Genomic DNA, 14,979 nt, shown 5'->3' with positions numbered 1-14,979 from the left:
TCCTACCCGGTTTGCAATTCGTGGCGGCGGGGGCCTTCATCACCGATCGGCAGATGGCGGTGAATCAGGCTGCCCGCGCCGTCGAGACGGTGCTTGATACCAGCTAGGCTAGGCTAGGCGACGCGTTGCTCAGCCCGACTTTCGCCCTGCCGGATGGGCCGCATGCGCGTTCTTCCAGGCCACGATCTCGGCCAGGATCGACAGCGCGATCTCATGCGGGTCGACTGCACCGATATTCAGCCCGGCGGGCGATTTGAGCACCGCGAGCCGCGCCACATCGACGCCCTGCGCGGCCAAGTTTTCGCGCAGCACCTCAGCCTTGCGACAGCTCGCAACCATTGTCACCCGCCCAGCCTGTGTAGCCAACGCCGCTTGCAGCGCCGCAATGTCGCCCCGGCCCTGCGAGGCGACAACGACGAAGTCGCGCGGCTCCAGCGCAGGCATCTGCCCCTCTACCAGCCATGCGACCTCGGCCTGCCCGGCCTCTGCCCCCTCTTCCATGATCACGCGAAAGCCCATCAGGGCAGCATGTTCGGCCAGCGCCCGCGCAATCGGGGTCGCTCCATGGATCATCAGGCAGGGAGCGGCGCGCCACGGCTCGATCAGCAGATCCACCGTGCCGCCCGAGGGGCAGCCGCTTTTGTAAAGCTGCATCTCGGCCTCGCGCTCCAATGTCACCACCGTCTCTGAGGGGCGCACCGAAATTAGACGCGGCGCGCCCTCGCTCAGCGCCTCGGTTGAGGCTGCACACACCGCGCGTTGCACGCAGGCCCCGCCCAGATGGCCGATGATCTCGCCCGCGCCCGTGACCGCCGCCTTGGCCCCGGCCTTGGCCGAGGTCGCATCGGCGGTGCGGATGACGGTGGCCACGCAGAACGGCGCGCCCTCCCGACGTAAGCGCTCGATTTCCTCGAATATGTCGAATCCGGCCATCGGTCCCTCCTCAGATCCGTGCGAATTCCGCCTCCAGCGCGGCCAGCGCCGCAAGGCTGCCAGCAGGCAGATGCGCATCGAGATGGGGCCGCGCCGCCGCCATCGCCCGCGCCACCGGCGCATGCTCTTGCCAACCACCCAAGGGGTTGAGCCAGATAATCCGACGCGCCTTGCGCCTGAGCCGCGCCAGCACCGCCGCCAGCGCCTCGGGCGACCTCGTGCAATAGCCATCCGACAGGATCAGCACCACGGTGCGCCCGCCCAAGGCCCGCGCGCCATAGCCATCCAGAAACCGCTCCAGCGCGCCCGAGATATCCGTGCCGCCGCCGAACCCCTCGGCCATCAGCGACAACCGGCTTGCGGCACGCAAGGAATCATGGTCGCGCAGCGCATCGGTCACCCGCATCAGCCTCGTGTGAAAGAGATAGGCATCGGTGCGCATATCCTGCCCCACCAGCCCGCGCAGAAAGGCCAGGAACACCCGCGCATGCACGCTCATCGAGCCGCTCACATCACAGAGCGCCACGATGCGCATAGGGCGCGGCGGGCGGCGGCGGTGAAAAAGCTCCATCGGCTCGCCGCCGCGCGCAAGGCTCGCCCGCTGCACCCGCCGCAGATCGAGCGGGCCGCCACGCCGCGCCCGCTTGCGCCTGCGCGAGGTGCGGTCGCGGATCGCGCGGGCGAGGCTGGCCGCCACGCGCTCGGCCTCGCGCAGGGTGGTCTCGTCCATAACCTCGCGCAGGTCGCGACGGCCAAGCGCCTCGGTCCGCGTCGCCATCAGCCGCCCGTCTCGGCCCTCTGCCTCGTCCTCGCCCGCGTCGGGCACATCGGCCTCAGTCTGATCCGGCACACCGCCGTCCTGCTCGTCCAGATGGCTGTGCCACAGGACCGGGCGCGCCGATTGCACCCGAACATGGGTGTTGTCGGCGCGGTCCTGCCGGGTGCGCCCGGCATTGAACCAAAAGGCATTGAACAGATCGTCGAAGCGCCGCCACTCCTCGGCATCGCGTGCCAGCACGGCGGCGAGCGCCGCGCGCGCCTCATCAGGCACGCTTGCCTGCACCTGCGTCAAAGCCTCCAGCGCCGCCCCGGTGTCGGGCGCTCCCACCTTCATCCCGTTACCCCGCAGATGCGCCACGAAATCGGCCATCCGGTCGGCCATGCCCCCGGACCGCGCGGCAAATCGGGTGACGCGCATCACGCCACCCGGCCGATCAGCCGGTCCATCACCTCAGGTGGCGCGGCATCGTGATCGGCAGCGGTTTTGAGCAGGCACACCAGCGTCGCCTGCACCGCCTCGGACGATTGCGCAAGATCGTTCACCCCGAGCCCCGACAGCGCCGCCGCCCAGTCGAGCATCTCGGCAACCCCCGGCACCTTCTCCAACTCCTCGCGCCGCAGCGCCTGCACCACGCCCACGATCTGCGCCGCCAGCCGCGCCTCCAGACCGGGCATGCGCGCCCGCAGGATCGCCAGTTCGGTGTCGCGATCGGGAAAATCGAGATAGGAATAAAGACACCGCCGCCGGAGCGCGTCCGACAGATCTCGCGTGCCATTGGCGGTCAGGATCACCACCGGGCGCGCACGCGCCGAGATCGTACCCAGTTCCGGGATCGTGATCTGGAAGTCCGACAGCACCTCCAGCAGGTAGGCCTCGAATTCCTCGTCGGCGCGGTCGATCTCGTCGATCAGCAGTACCGGGGCCTCCTCTTGAGAAATCGCCTCCAGCAGGGGCCGCTTAAGCAGGTAGGTTTCCGAAAAAAGTGCCGCCTCATCGACGCCGCCGCGCGCATCCGCCGCGCGAATGGACAGCAATTGCCGCTGGTAATTCCATTCATAGATCGCCTGTGCAGCGTCCAGTCCCTCGTAGCATTGCAGCCGGATCAAACGAGTCTCACGCGCCCCGGCCAGCGCCTTTGCCACCTCTGTCTTGCCCACGCCCGCCGGACCCTCCAGCAGCAGCGGACGCCCCATGCGCTCGGCCAAATGCAGCGCCATCGCCAGCCGCTCACCCGCGACATAGCCCTGCCCCGCCATCGCCTCCTGCATATCCTGCCAGTCCTGCATGCCGCCCCGCTGTTTCACCTTTCCCGAAATACTCCGATCCCACGCTCAGCCATGCAGGCCCAACTGATTGGCAATGCGCCAGATCCGCCAATGGTCATGCGGCATATGGCTCTGCGTCAGGCCAAAGGGCCGGAACGCATCATGCACAGCGTTGGAAAAGCACGGCACCGAACCGACATTCGGGCTCTCGCCCACGCCCTTGGCTCCGATGGGATGATGGGGAGAGGGGGTCACGGTGTGATCGGTGGTGTAATGCGGCGTCTCCCACGCGGTCGGCAGGAAGAAATCCATCAACGTGCCGGTCATCACATTGCCCATCTCGTCATAGGCGATCTCCTGCCCCATGGCGATGGCATAGCCCTCGGTGGCACCGCCATGCACCTGCCCCTCGATGATCATCGGGTTGATCCGGGTACCGCAATCGTCGAGCGCGTAGAACTGCCGCACCTCATGCTCGCCGGTATCGACGTCGAACTCCATCACGCAGATATAGGCCCCGAACGGGTAGGTCATGTTGGGCGGGTCGTAGTAACTCACCGCCTCCAGCCCCGGCTCCAGCCCCGGAATCGCCTGATTATAGGCGGCAAAGGCGATCTCCTTCATGCTCTTGAACCGCTCCGGCGCGCCCTTGACCGCAAAACGGTCGACGTCGAATTCCACGTCGTCGTCGTGGACTTCGAGCAGATAGGCCGCGATCATCTGCGCCTTCGCGCGAATCTTGCGCGCGGCCATGGCGGTCGCCGCCCCCGCGACAGGCGTCGAGCGCGAGCCATAGGTGCCGAGGCCGTAAGGCGCGGTGTCGGTATCGCCCTCCTCCAGCGTGATGTCATCCGCCGGAATGCCGATCTCCGAGGCGATGATCTGCGCAAAGGTCGTGGCATGCCCCTGCCCCTGGCTGATCGTGCCAAGGCGCGCGATGGCGCTGCCGGTGGGGTGAATGCGGATCTCGCAGCTGTCGAACATGCCGAGGCCCAGAATATCGCAATTCTTTACCGGCCCTGCGCCCACGATCTCGGTGAAATGCGTGAGGCCGATGCCGATCAGCTTGCGCGTCTTTCCGGCCTTGAAGTCCTCCAGCCGCTGCGCCTGTTCGGCGCGCAGCGCGTCGTAGTTGACGGCCCTTAGCGCCTTGTCCCACGCCGTGTGATAATCGCCGCTGTCATATTCCCAACCCAAGGCTGACTGATAGGGGAACTGATCGGCACGGATGAAGTTGATCCGCCGCAATTCGGCGGCATCCATCCCCAGCTTGATCGCCAGCACCTCGACCATCCGCTCAATGAAATAGGCGGCCTCGGTCACGCGGAAGGAACAGCGATAGGCCACGCCACCCGGCGCCTTGTTGGTATAAACGCCATCGACCGCCAGATAGGCCACCGGGATATCATAGCTGCCGGTGCAGATATTCATGAACCCCGCCGGAAACTTGGTCGGATCGGCGCAGGCATCGAAGCCGCCGTGATCGGCGGTGGTGTGACACCAGAGCCCGGTAATCTTGCCCTCTTTCGTCGCCGCAATCCTGCCCTGCATCCAGTAGTCGCGGGCAAACGCGGTGGTCATCAAGTTGTCCATCCGGTCCTCGACCCACTTGACCGGCTTGCCGGTCACGATCGAGGCCACGACCGAACAGACATAGCCCGGATAGACCCCCACCTTATTGCCAAAGCCTCCGCCGATATCGGGTGAGATGATGCGGATGTTGTGTTCTGCGATACCGGAAATCAGCGAGACCACGGTGCGGACCGCATGCGGCGCCTGAAAGGTGCCCCAGACGGTCAGCTTGCCGGTGACCTTGTCCATGCTCGCCACGCAGCCGCAGGTCTCCAGCGGGCAGGGATGGGTGCGGTGGTAATAGACCATCTCCTCGGCCACCACATCGGCCTCCGAGAGCACCGCCTCGGTCGCGTCCTTGTCGCCTTGCTCCCAGGTGAAGATATGGTTGTGATGGCGGCGCGGCCCGTGCGCGCCCTCGGTCTGACCTTCCAGATCCTCGCGCAGCACCGGCGCATCCGGCTCCAGCGCCTTGAACGGATCAACCACGACGGGCAGTTCCTCGTATTCCACCTCGACCAGTTCCACCGCATCGGCGGCGATATAGCGGTCCTCGGCCACGACAAAGGCCACCTCCTGCCCCTGATAAAGCACCTTGCCATCGGCCAGCACCATCTGCTTGTCGCCCGCCAGCGTCGGCATCCAGTGCAGGCCCAACGGCTCGAGATCGGCGGCGGTCAGCACGGCGATGACGCCGGGCACGGCCTTGGCCGCCTCGGCGTCGATCCCGGTGATACGCGCATGAGCGTAGGGCGAGCGGACGAAATCACCGAACAGCATGCCCTCCATGCGAATATCGTCGACGTAATTGCCCTTGCCCTGGGTGAAACGGACATCCTCCACGCGCTTGCGCGACGAGCCCATCCCCTTGAGGCTGGCGCTGCGGTCTTCGGGGGTTGCGACGTCGTCCTTCATTCCGCGGCCTCCTTCTGAGCATTGAGCATCTCGGCGGAGGCGAGGATCGCCTTGACGATGTTCTGATAGCCGGTGCAGCGGCACAGGTTCCCGGCCATGCCGAAACGCACCTCCTCCTCAGTGGGTGTCGGGTTCTCCTGCAACAGGCGATGCGCGCGGGTGATCATCCCCGGCGTGCAAAAGCCGCATTGCAGCCCGTGATGCTCGCGGAACATCTCCTGTATCACGCCAAGACTGCCATCCTCGTTCACCAGCCCCTCGACCGTGGTGATCTCGGCCCCGTCGGCCTGCGCCACGAAGACCGTGCAGGATTTGACCGACCTGCCGTTCATGTCCACGGTGCAGGCGCCGCAATGGCTGGTCTCGCAGCCGATATGCGGGCCAGTGATGCGCAGGTTTTCCCGCAGGAAATGGATGAGCAGCGTGCGCGGCTCCGCCAGCCCCTCGACCGCGCGGCCATTGACGTTCAGTTTCACATGCATTTTCGTCATCATCCCCTCCCTCAACCGGCGCGCTGTTGCGCCCGCGCGATGGCGCGGCGCAGAATCACGCCCGCCACATGTTGCTTGAACGCGACCGGGCCGCGATTGTCGGCCATCGGCTCGATCGCGCCCAGCATCGCCGCGACAGCTCCCTCGACATCGCCCCCCGCCAGCGCCGTGCCTGTATCCTCGGACCAGATCGGCGTATCGGCCAAATTGGTCATCGCGACCGAGGCCGTGCCATGGCCGATCAGCACCGCCGCCGCCGCTGTGGCATAGTCGCCGATCTTGCGCTTCTGCTTTTCATAGGCATAACCGGTGCCCTGCGCGGGCAGCGGGATACGGATTTGCGTGAGAATCTCCTCGTCGCCCCGCGCGGTGAAATAGGCCGCCTCATAGAACGCGCGCGCCGCCACCTCGCGGGCACCCTCCGGCCCCACCAATTCGAACCGCGCATCCACGCATTGCATCAGGCCCGGCATGTCATTGCCCGGATCGCCGTTGGCGACATTACCGCCCACCGTACCCAGATAGCGCACCTGCGGATCGGCGATCTGCAAGGCCGCCTCGCGCAGGATAGGCAGCGCCCCGGCCAGCCCCTCATGGGTGATCAGCTCATGCTGCGTGACCATAGCGCCGATGCGCGCCTCTCCCCCTGCGATCTCGATGCCGCGCAAATCGTCGATGGCCTGCAAATCCACCAGATGCGCCAGATCGGCCATGCGCAGCTTCATCATCGGAATGAGGCTGTGACCGCCCGCGATCACCCGCGCCTCATCGCCATGCTGCTGCAAAATCCCGATGGCCGACGCGATATCGGTCGGCCGGTGATACTCGAACCCGGCTGGTATCATGTGCTGTCCTCCCTGCGGCCAGTCCTCCCCGACCGGACAAGGCCATCAAGCGCCGCCTTCTGCTCACGCTCAAATCACGCGGAACAATCCGCGCGGTTCATTTCACGAAATGCGAATTATCCGCACGAACTGCGATCAGAGGCCCAGTGCCTCACGGATCGCCGTCAGGCGCGAGCGGCTGACCGGCACCTTGGAGAGCGCGGGCACAGCCTCAAAATAGCAAGTGCCGTTATCCTTGTGCCGCTCGAACCGCGAGACATGCGCCGGATTGACCAGGTAACTGCGATGCACGCGCAGGAACCCCGACGGGAGCAGCCGCGCCTCAGCCTCGGTGATCGACCAGGGGCAAAAGAGCTTGTCCTCGCCCTGATAGAGCACCGTGTAATGCCCCTCGGCACGGATCGCGGCCACGGCAGCAGCATCGGCGAAGTGGGTCTGCCCCTCGCGCTCATAGGGCAACCGCGCGGGGCGCGACGCAGCCTGTGGCACGGGCGGTGCCTCGGCTGGTTTCAGGAACGTCACCCCGGTCAACAGGAAAGCGCCGCAGATCAGGAACACCGACACCGTGACCCCCATCGCAAGGATACGGTTGTCGAGCACCGGCCCCGCCCCGCCCGCCTGATCCGTGGCGACAAAGCCGGTCAGTGCAATTGCCACGAAATGCACCGCGAAAACCGCGCAGCCGAAGCAGACCGTGCCCAGCAGGATATTGCGATGCGTACGCGCATCATAAGCCACCCAGATCGCCAATGATGACAGGACCACCGAGGCCAGCGTCGCGCTCATCATCTGCCATACAGAAGACACGGCGCGGCACATCTGCATCCCCGCCATGCCGATGTAATGCATCACCACGATCCCCAGACCCACGATCACCCCCGCTCCGAGGATCACGCCGGGCGTGCGCCTGCGGAAATGCAGCAGCAAGAGCGCCAGGCCCACCATCAGGATCGCCGCCAGCGCCGAGATCAGCGTGATGAGCGCGTCGTAGTAATAGAGGATCGGCAGTTGCAGCCCCAGCATGGCCACGAAATGCATCGACCAGATGCCGCCACCCAGCACCACGGCGGCCAGAGCAACCACCAGCTTGCGCCGCCCCTCGTCGAGATGCGACGCGCCGCGCGTCAGCGACAGCCCGGTAAACCCGGCCATCAGCGCCACCGCGAGCGACGCGGCCACCAGCCACGGATTATGCGAATAGTCCAGCACCTGCGTGATCCCCCGGCCCTGCAGGCAAAGCCTAGCAAGGCGCGGCGGCACACGCAATTTTATCACGCATGGGGCGCGGGAATGTGAGGGGCGCGCGTATCAACTCATCGGGGCGACAAGTGGTCTGCAGCGGTCATTGAGTGACCGCCAGAAGGCGCCGCGCGGGAGGGGCGTAGCCCGTTCCAGGCCAATCCCCCTACCCCGCGCCCAGCACCACCGTCACACGTAGCCCGCCCGCGCCATTCTCCAGCCGCAACCGCCCGCCCGCGCCCTCGACGATGTCACGCGCAATCGCAAGGCCCAGCCCCTCGCCCGGCCCGCTCTCATCAAGCCGCGTGCCCCGGCGCATCAGATCAGCCAGCCGCGCCTCGGGAATGCCCGGCCCGTCATCAGCCAGTTCAAGATGCACGCCCCCGTCATCGCTTTTCGACACCAGTACTGTCACCCGGGCCACCGCATGGCGCGCGGCATTCTCGGCCAGCGCCCCGAGCGCCTCGGCGAGATCGCTCTCGTCGATCACCGCCATCAGCCCATGCGCCCCGCTCACCTGCCACTCAATCCGCCCGCCCTCGGGCGTGCGCCGCAGGACCGAGATAACCCGCTCCACAACCTGCCCGACATCGGCCCGGGCGTGGCGCGCACGCGCCGCGCTTCGGGTGCGTGCCAATTCGCGCGTCACGTGCCGCTGCATCGTATCGGCCACGCTCTCGATCGCGTCCGCCGCCGCACCTTGCCCCGCATCGCGCAGCCGTGCCGTCTCGCCCATCAGCGCCTGCAAGGGCGTCTTGAGCCCGTGCGCCAGATCACCGGCGCGCGCCCGCGCCCGCTCGATATCGGCCTCGCGCTCGGCCAGAAGCGCGTCCATCCCGGCGGCCAGCGGCTGCACCTCGCCGGGCCAGTCGGTGCCTATGCGGGCGCTATCGCCCCGCCGCAGGTCGCTCAACCGAGCACCCAGCCGCCGTAACGGCCGCAGCCCCACCACAAGCTGCGCCCAGCCCGCCGCCACCAGCACCAGCGCCAGCAGCGCCAGATAGGGAGTCATGTCGCGGGCAAAATCGCGCCGCGCCTGCACCAGATCAGCAGCCTCCATCGCCACCGCCGCACGGGCCGCTCCGCCGCCCAGGCTGTCCGGCAGGCTGACGCGCCGCTCCAGCACCAGCACCGCACCGCCCTGCGGCCCGGGCACCTCATGGACATGCGGCGCACCATCCTGCGGCGTGTCCTCGGGCAGGGGCAGTTCGTAATCCCACAGCGACCGCGCGCGCAAATCGGTCGCACCCGCCTCGATCTGCCAGTACAGCCCGCCATAGGGCCGCGCAAAGCGCGGATCGGCGGGCGGGGTCACCAAGACCAGCGCATCGCCGCGCCGTTCAAGCCCCGCGATCACCTGATCAAGATGCACCGAAAGTTCGGCCAGCGCCCGCCGCTCTACATGGGTGCCGAACAAGGCCACCAGACCAACTCCGGCCAGCCCGAGCGCCAGCGCTGTCGCGACCGCCCCGGCAATCGCCAGCCGCAGTCGGAGCGAGAGCCGCGTCACACCTCCGTCCCTTCAATGAAATAGCCAAAGCCCCGCCGCGTTCCGATCACGCCGGCCCCCAGCTTGCGCCGCAGCCGTGCGATCACCGCCTCCAGAGCGTTGGCCTCGCGCGCATCCTCGTCGCCGTAAAGATGCTCCAGCAACTCGGACGGCGGCACCACCCGCGCCCGGTGCAGCGCGAGATAGGCCAGCAGCCGGTATTCGAGCGCCGTCACCTGCACCGGCGCGCCATGCACCGCGACCCGCATCCGGTTGGTGTCGAGCGCAAGCGCCCCCACCTCCATCATCGCCCCCGCATGGCCCGCCGCTCGGCGCACCAGCGCCCGGGCGCGTGCGACCAGTTCCTCCATGCGGAACGGCTTGGGCAGGTAATCATCGGCGCCGCTCTCAATCCCCTCGACCCGGTCCTGCCACGCGCCGCGCGCGGTCAGCACCAGCACCGGCATCACCCGCCCCGCCGCCCGCCAGCGGCGCAGCACCGACAGCCCGTCCAGACCCGGCAGGCCCAGATCCAGAACCGCGAGATCATAGTCTTCGGTGTCGCCCAAAAACCACGCTTCCTCGCCATCGCCGCAGGCTTCCACCCGAAACCCGGCCTGTCCGAGCGCCGCTCCGAGATCGGCAGCGATGCGCGGGTCATCCTCGACCACCAGCGCGCGCATCAGTCGTTCTCGACCTTGAGGATGCGACCGGTCCCGGCGTCAATCTCGACCTCGATCACCCGGCCAGACCCGGTGATCATCTCCAGCTCGTAGAGGTAGCGCCCGTCATCCTCGTCGAATTCCACCTCGATCACGCGACCGCCGAACCGGTCGGTGGCAATCGCGGTGATCTGCGACAGCGGCAGTATCACGCCGCGCTCGAATGCGGCGCGGGCGCGGTCGTGATCATCGTCATCGCTGGCCTGGACCGGGGCGGCCAGAAGCACGAGAAGGGCGAGAAACATGCGTGTCATGGCATCACTCTCTACCCGGACCGACCTGACAGCAAGCTGACAATCGCCGTCAGGTTCGCGTCAGGGCGAATCGGTCATACCCCAGATGTTACCGCGGCAAACCCGCCGCCCACATCAACCAAGGAGACACGACATGACCTTCAAGCACATCCTGATCACCGCCACCGCCCTCAGCATCGGCGCGGGCGCGGCCCTCGCCAGCGACGACGACTATCGCCACAGCGCCGACCTGCCCCCCCGCGCCGAATGGATGAGCATCGCCGACCTCGCCTCGCGCCTCGAAACCGAGGGCTACAAGATCCGCGAGATTGAGGTCGAACACGGCGTCTACGATGTCGAGATGTTCGATGACAGAGGTTACAAGGTCGAGGGCTATTTCGACCTCGTCACCGGCGAGCGCGTCAAATATCGCGGGTATGACGACTGATGGAACGACCATCCAAACCCAAGACCGTGGCGGTTTGGGATCCTCTGGTACGTCTCGGACACTGGGGTCTGGTGGTGGCGTTTGCCACCGCCTACCTCTCCGAGGGCGATCCGGAATGGCTCCATACCTATGCCGGTTACGCCATCGCCGGGATCGTGGGGCTTCGCGTGATCTGGGGCTTTGCCGGCCCGCGCCACGCGCGGTTCTCGGATTTCGTCACCGGGCCGGGCAGCGTTCTGGCCTATCTCAAGGGGCTGCTGACCGGTCAGTCCGAACGTCATCCCGGTCATAGCCCGGCAGGCGGCGCAATGACCGTGGTCCTTCTCGTGGCGCTGGCCGCCACCGCCTTTACCGGCATGGGCAACCTCGCCGCCGAAGAGGGACACGGCCCGCTTTCGGGGATCGTTGCACAGGCAAGCGAACACAGTGCCGGGCTTGACGAGCACAACGAGGACGACGGCGCAGAACTCTGGGAAGAGACCCACGAGATCGCCGCCAACCTGACGCTGATCCTGATCTTCCTGCATCTGGGCGGCGTGGCGCTGGCCAGCTACGCGCATCGCGAAAACCTCGCCCGCGCCATGGTCACCGGGCGCAAACGGGCCTGACAGCAGGCCCTCAGAACACCGCGTGCGCGCCACGCGGTGCCTCTGTCTCGCCACGCACAAGCCTGCCGTAAAAATCCTCCAGCGTCTCTTGCCCAGTTTCAGGCGTCGCCTCAGCATCATAGCGCCCGGTCACCGGATCGAGCACCAGCATCGACTGCGTCGCGTAATAGCGCCCGATCCGCGCCAGTTCCGCCGTCGCCGCGAGCCGGTCCGACACCCGGCCGCCAAGGCTCAGCCCCGCCACGATCGCATCCATCAGCCGCACCGGCACATGGCGAAACTCCGGCTCCCTCTCAAGCGCGCGAAACAGCATACCACCCTGCTCCAGCGGGGTGACCGCGGGACCGGGCCCACCGATCGGCAAGACCCGGTTCCAGCGGGCCGGATCCCCCGCACAGCCCAGCATGTAGCGCGCCAGATCGCCGTCGCTGATCGGCTTGCAGGCGGTGCCCCGCCCGTCCCCGAACAAAAGAAACGGCTTGCCCGCGCGCAGCCGCTGCAACTGCCCGGACAGGGATTTGAAAAACGCCGTCGGGCGCACGATCGAATAGCGCAGCCCCGACGCCATCAGCGCCGCCTCCGCCGCCAGCTTGGCGCGCTGAAACTCCAGCAACGGGTGCTGCACGCAGATCGCCGACAACAGCACGAAATGCCCCACGCCTGCTGCCCGCGCCGCCTCCACCGCCGCCACGGTGGCAGCATGATCAACCTCCCAGGCATCGGCGGGCGCGCCATTGCGCGAGGCCATGCAGCAGATCACCACATCCGCGCCGCCCGCCTCCAGCGCCTGCGCCACCGTGCCGAAATGCAACGCCACAGCCTCGGGCAGGCCATGCGCGCCCTGCGCGTGATGCGGGCGCAACACGCAGTCCACCGCGTGGCCCTCTTCCAGCGCCACCGCCACCACCGCGCGCCCGATTGTGCCGGTCGCCCCCAGCACCAGCACACGCGTCTTTGCCTGATCCGCCTCGGTCATCCGCTGATGGGGCACCGGGCGCGCGCAGAAATCAACCCGCCCCGGCTTCATCTTGCCGAAAATATTCCGGGGGAGTCGCCGCCAGGCGACGGGGGCAGCGCCCCCTCTCACGACCGGGTGATTGCCATTCGGCCCGCCGTTCTCTAGCAAGATGCCCGAGACCATCCCCGCGAAAGGCCCGGCCATGTTCCAGAGTTTCACCGAGACCGCCCGCCCCGATCAGGGCCCGCCGCGCCTCGCGCGTCTGCGCGCCGCGATGCGGACGGCGGGGCTCGCGGGCTTTCTGGTGCCGCGCGCCGACGCGCATCAGGGCGAATACGTGGCCCCCTGCGACGCGCGGCTGGAATGGCTGACGGGTTTCACCGGCTCGGCGGGGTTCTGCGCCGTGCTGAACGACGCGGCGGGGGTCTTCGTGGACAGCCGCTACCGCGTGCAAGCCCGCGCGCAGGTCGATACCGCACATTTCACCCCCGTCGACTGGCCCGAAACACGGCTTGCCGATTGGCTGAACGCACATCTGCCCGAGGGCGGCGATGTGGGGTTTGACCCCTGGCTCTACACACCCGAGCAAATCGACTCCGCGCGCGCCGCATTAGGTCAAAGCGGGGTCCGGCTGGTGCCCGGCAGCAACCTGATTGACGCCGTCTGGCCCGACCGCCCGGCCCCGCCGCAAGGTGCCATCAAGCCTTGGCCCGACGCCTATGCCGGGCAGAGCCACGCCGAGAAACGCAACACCCTCGGACAAGCATTGCGCGACGCCGGGCACAGCGCGGCGGTGATAACGCTTGCGGATTCGCTCGCTTGGCTCCTGAACATTCGCGGTGACGACATCCCCCGCAACCCCGTACCGCAGGGCTTTGCCATTCTGCAGGGCGACGGGCGCGTGACGCTCTTCACCGACCCCGCCAAGCTCGATAGTGCCGCCCGTGCCCATCTGGGCGACGCGGTCACACTCGCTGCGCCCGGGGATTTCGGCGCTGCGCTCGATGCGCTCACCGGTCCGGTGCGGCTCGACCGCGAGAGCGTGCCGCTCTGGGTGGTGCAGCGGCTCGAGGCGGCGGGCGTGGAGACTGCTTGGGGCAGCGATCCCTGTATCCTGCCCAAAGCCCGCAAGACCAAAGCCGAGATCGCCGCCACCCGCGCCGCCCATCTGCGCGACGGTGCCGCGATGTGCGAATTTCTGGCGTGGTTCGACGACCAGCCCCCCGGCACGCTGACCGAGATCGACGTGGTGCGCCAGTTGGAATCCAGCCGCGCCGCCACCGGCAAATTGCTCGATATCAGCTTTGACACCATCGCGGGCTCCGGTCCCAATGGCGCGCTGCCGCATTACCGGGTGAGTGAGGCCAGCAACCGCCGCCTCCTCGACGGTGATCTGATCGTGCTCGACAGCGGCGGGCAATATATCGACGGCACCACCGACATCACCCGCACCCTGCCCGTGGGCACGCCCGGCGAGGCCGAGCGCGCCGCCTTCACCCGCGTGCTTCAAGGCATGATCGCCATCTCGCGCCTGCGCTTTCCGCGCGGCCTCGCGGGACGCGATCTCGACGCGCTCGCCCGCTATCACCTGTGGCTCGCCGATCTAGACTATGGCCATGGCACGGGGCACGGCGTCGGCGTCTATTCCTGCGTCCACGAAGGGCCGCAGCGCCTGTCGCGCAGCGGGACCGTGCCGCTGGAACCCGGCATGATCCTGTCGAACGAGCCGGGCTATTACCGCGAGGGGGCCTTTGGCATCCGCATCGAGAACCTGATCGTGGTCGAAGAGCTGACGCCGCTGCCCCACGGCGACGGGGCCACGCATCTCGGCTTCGAGACGCTGACATTCGCGCCGATCGACCATCGCCTGATCGACACAGCCCTGCTCAGCGCGTCTGAGCGCGACTGGCTCAAGACCTATCACGCCGCCTGCCGCGACAAGTTGGGACCTCTGCTTTCACCAAACGCGCGGCTATGGTTGGAAAAAGTGACGCAGACATGCTGACATATTCCTGTTAGGTTCCTGCGTCAAAGCAATGAAAAGACGAAACGAGAGGGATGGATGATGCCGAAGATCACGATACGCAAGGCGACAGGAACATGGACCGTGCGCGCCGGAGGCGCCGTTCTGGCCGAGAGCCGCAATGCGCTCGAACTGACCGAGGGCGACTATCCCTTCGTGATCTATTTCCCGCGCGAGGACATCGCGATGGCCTTTCTTGATGAGAGCGAACAGAGCAGCCATTGCCCGCACAAGGGCGACGCGCGCTATTATTCCATTGTCACCAAAAGCCAGACGCTGGAAAACGCGGCCTGGAGCTACGAAGACCCCAAGCCCGAGGTGGCCGAGATCAAGGATCACATCGCGTTTTATTCCAGCGACCGCGTCGCGGTGGAGCAGATCTGAGGTAGGTTCTGGCCTTGAGCCGACATTGCCGTGAGCCGCGCATCGACGGGCCGCGGTGCGGCGATCCTACCTC

The 14,979-nt window shown here is 66.9% G+C and carries 15 protein-coding genes; 4 read left to right on the top strand and 11 right to left on the bottom strand.

What is annotated here, in order from left to right; all coding sequences use genetic code 11:
* Positions 1–129: 129 nt before the first annotated feature.
* The 10 genes from RID11_RS01920 to RID11_RS01875 all read right to left on the bottom strand — a co-directional run bounded on the left by RID11_RS01920 (position 130) and on the right by RID11_RS01875 (position 10,506).
* A complete protein-coding gene (locus tag RID11_RS01920) occupies positions 130–933 on the bottom strand; it encodes an XdhC family protein (RefSeq protein WP_350135493.1) in 804 nt (267 codons plus the stop codon).
* Positions 934–943: 10 nt separating this feature from the next.
* Complete coding sequence (locus RID11_RS01915) at positions 944–2,131, bottom strand: vWA domain-containing protein (RefSeq protein ID WP_350135491.1); 1,188 nt, start codon at positions 2,129–2,131, stop codon at positions 944–946.
* Positions 2,131–3,000, bottom strand: coding sequence for an AAA family ATPase (locus RID11_RS01910; protein WP_350135606.1), 870 nt, complete (start codon positions 2,998–3,000; stop codon positions 2,131–2,133). The genes RID11_RS01915 and RID11_RS01910 overlap by 1 nt, the downstream gene beginning before the upstream one ends.
* A 45-nt stretch (positions 3,001–3,045) precedes the next feature.
* Complete coding sequence (locus tag RID11_RS01905; protein WP_350135489.1) at positions 3,046–5,466, bottom strand: aerobic carbon-monoxide dehydrogenase large subunit; 2,421 nt, start codon at positions 5,464–5,466, stop codon at positions 3,046–3,048.
* Positions 5,463–5,960, bottom strand: coding sequence for a (2Fe-2S)-binding protein (locus tag RID11_RS01900; RefSeq protein WP_350135487.1), 498 nt, complete (start codon positions 5,958–5,960; stop codon positions 5,463–5,465). The genes RID11_RS01905 and RID11_RS01900 overlap by 4 nt, the downstream gene beginning before the upstream one ends.
* A gap of 8 nt (positions 5,961–5,968) precedes the next feature.
* The gene (locus RID11_RS01895; protein ID WP_350135485.1) at positions 5,969–6,802 is read right to left on the bottom strand and encodes an FAD binding domain-containing protein; all 834 of its coding nucleotides are present in this window, start codon (positions 6,800–6,802) and stop codon (positions 5,969–5,971) included.
* Positions 6,803–6,937: 135 nt separating this feature from the next.
* Positions 6,938–8,011, bottom strand: a complete 1,074-nt coding sequence (locus tag RID11_RS01890; protein WP_350135483.1) for an MHYT domain-containing protein — start codon at positions 8,009–8,011, stop codon at positions 6,938–6,940.
* A 196-nt stretch (positions 8,012–8,207) separates the two neighbouring features.
* A complete protein-coding gene (locus RID11_RS01885) occupies positions 8,208–9,551 on the bottom strand; it encodes a sensor histidine kinase (protein ID WP_350135481.1) in 1,344 nt (447 codons plus the stop codon).
* On the bottom strand, positions 9,548–10,213 hold the full coding sequence (locus RID11_RS01880) for a response regulator transcription factor (RefSeq protein WP_350135479.1): 666 nt from the start codon (positions 10,211–10,213) through the stop codon (positions 9,548–9,550). Before RID11_RS01880 ends, RID11_RS01885 begins: the two co-directional genes overlap by 4 nt.
* Positions 10,213–10,506: a PepSY domain-containing protein gene (locus RID11_RS01875; RefSeq protein ID WP_350135477.1), complete on the bottom strand. Its 294-nt coding sequence runs from the start codon at positions 10,504–10,506 to the stop codon at positions 10,213–10,215. Before RID11_RS01875 ends, RID11_RS01880 begins: the two co-directional genes overlap by 1 nt.
* A gap of 133 nt (positions 10,507–10,639) precedes the next feature.
* Between RID11_RS01875 and RID11_RS01870 the strand changes: the two genes are divergently transcribed.
* Together RID11_RS01870 and RID11_RS01865 are read left to right on the top strand one after the other, a co-directional pair.
* The gene (locus RID11_RS01870) at positions 10,640–10,933 is read left to right on the top strand and encodes a PepSY domain-containing protein (RefSeq protein ID WP_350135475.1); all 294 of its coding nucleotides are present in this window, start codon (positions 10,640–10,642) and stop codon (positions 10,931–10,933) included.
* Positions 10,933–11,541, top strand: a complete 609-nt coding sequence (locus RID11_RS01865; protein ID WP_350135473.1) for a cytochrome b/b6 domain-containing protein — start codon at positions 10,933–10,935, stop codon at positions 11,539–11,541. Before RID11_RS01870 ends, RID11_RS01865 begins: the two co-directional genes overlap by 1 nt.
* Before the next feature lie 10 nt (positions 11,542–11,551).
* Here the strand turns inward: RID11_RS01865 and RID11_RS01860 are convergent, their stop codons facing one another.
* Positions 11,552–12,517, bottom strand: a complete 966-nt coding sequence (locus tag RID11_RS01860) for an NAD(P)H-binding protein (RefSeq protein ID WP_350135471.1) — start codon at positions 12,515–12,517, stop codon at positions 11,552–11,554.
* Between the two features lie 184 nt (positions 12,518–12,701).
* On the opposite strand from RID11_RS01860, the gene RID11_RS01855 reads away from it, so the two are divergent.
* Entirely contained in the window at positions 12,702–14,504 is a 1,803-nt protein-coding gene (locus RID11_RS01855) for an aminopeptidase P family protein (RefSeq protein ID WP_350135604.1), read from the top strand.
* 60 nt (positions 14,505–14,564) lie between these two features.
* On the top strand, positions 14,565–14,906 hold the full coding sequence (locus RID11_RS01850; protein WP_350135469.1) for a DUF427 domain-containing protein: 342 nt from the start codon (positions 14,565–14,567) through the stop codon (positions 14,904–14,906).
* Positions 14,907–14,979: the final 73 nt, after the last annotated feature.

The organism is Roseovarius sp. (genome assembly GCF_040219995.1).
Taxonomy (GTDB): Bacteria; Pseudomonadota; Alphaproteobacteria; order Rhodobacterales; family Rhodobacteraceae; genus Roseovarius.
Note: the sequence above shows the minus strand (reverse complement) of the source record. Positions and strands in the feature narration are given on the sequence as shown.

Excerpts from the sequence above, each read along its gene's own strand:
- RID11_RS01920 (WP_350135493.1), bottom strand. The coding sequence starts at position 933 with ATGGCCGGATTCGACATATTCGAGGAAATCGAGCGCTTACGTCGGGAG.
- RID11_RS01915 (WP_350135491.1), bottom strand. The coding sequence starts at position 2,131 with ATGCGCGTCACCCGATTTGCCGCGCGGTCCGGGGGCATGGCCGACCGG.
- RID11_RS01910 (WP_350135606.1), bottom strand. The coding sequence starts at position 3,000 with ATGCAGGACTGGCAGGATATGCAGGAGGCGATGGCGGGGCAGGGCTAT.
- RID11_RS01905 (WP_350135489.1), bottom strand. The coding sequence starts at position 5,466 with ATGAAGGACGACGTCGCAACCCCCGAAGACCGCAGCGCCAGCCTCAAG.
- RID11_RS01900 (WP_350135487.1), bottom strand. The coding sequence starts at position 5,960 with ATGATGACGAAAATGCATGTGAAACTGAACGTCAATGGCCGCGCGGTC.
- RID11_RS01895 (WP_350135485.1), bottom strand. The coding sequence starts at position 6,802 with ATGATACCAGCCGGGTTCGAGTATCACCGGCCGACCGATATCGCGTCG.
- RID11_RS01880 (WP_350135479.1), bottom strand. The coding sequence starts at position 10,213 with ATGCGCGCGCTGGTGGTCGAGGATGACCCGCGCATCGCTGCCGATCTC.
- RID11_RS01875 (WP_350135477.1), bottom strand. The coding sequence starts at position 10,506 with ATGACACGCATGTTTCTCGCCCTTCTCGTGCTTCTGGCCGCCCCGGTC.
- RID11_RS01870 (WP_350135475.1), top strand. The coding sequence starts at position 10,640 with ATGACCTTCAAGCACATCCTGATCACCGCCACCGCCCTCAGCATCGGC.
- RID11_RS01865 (WP_350135473.1), top strand. The coding sequence starts at position 10,933 with ATGGAACGACCATCCAAACCCAAGACCGTGGCGGTTTGGGATCCTCTG.
- RID11_RS01860 (WP_350135471.1), bottom strand. The coding sequence starts at position 12,517 with ATGACCGAGGCGGATCAGGCAAAGACGCGTGTGCTGGTGCTGGGGGCG.
- RID11_RS01855 (WP_350135604.1), top strand. The coding sequence starts at position 12,702 with ATGTTCCAGAGTTTCACCGAGACCGCCCGCCCCGATCAGGGCCCGCCG.
- RID11_RS01850 (WP_350135469.1), top strand. The coding sequence starts at position 14,565 with ATGCCGAAGATCACGATACGCAAGGCGACAGGAACATGGACCGTGCGC.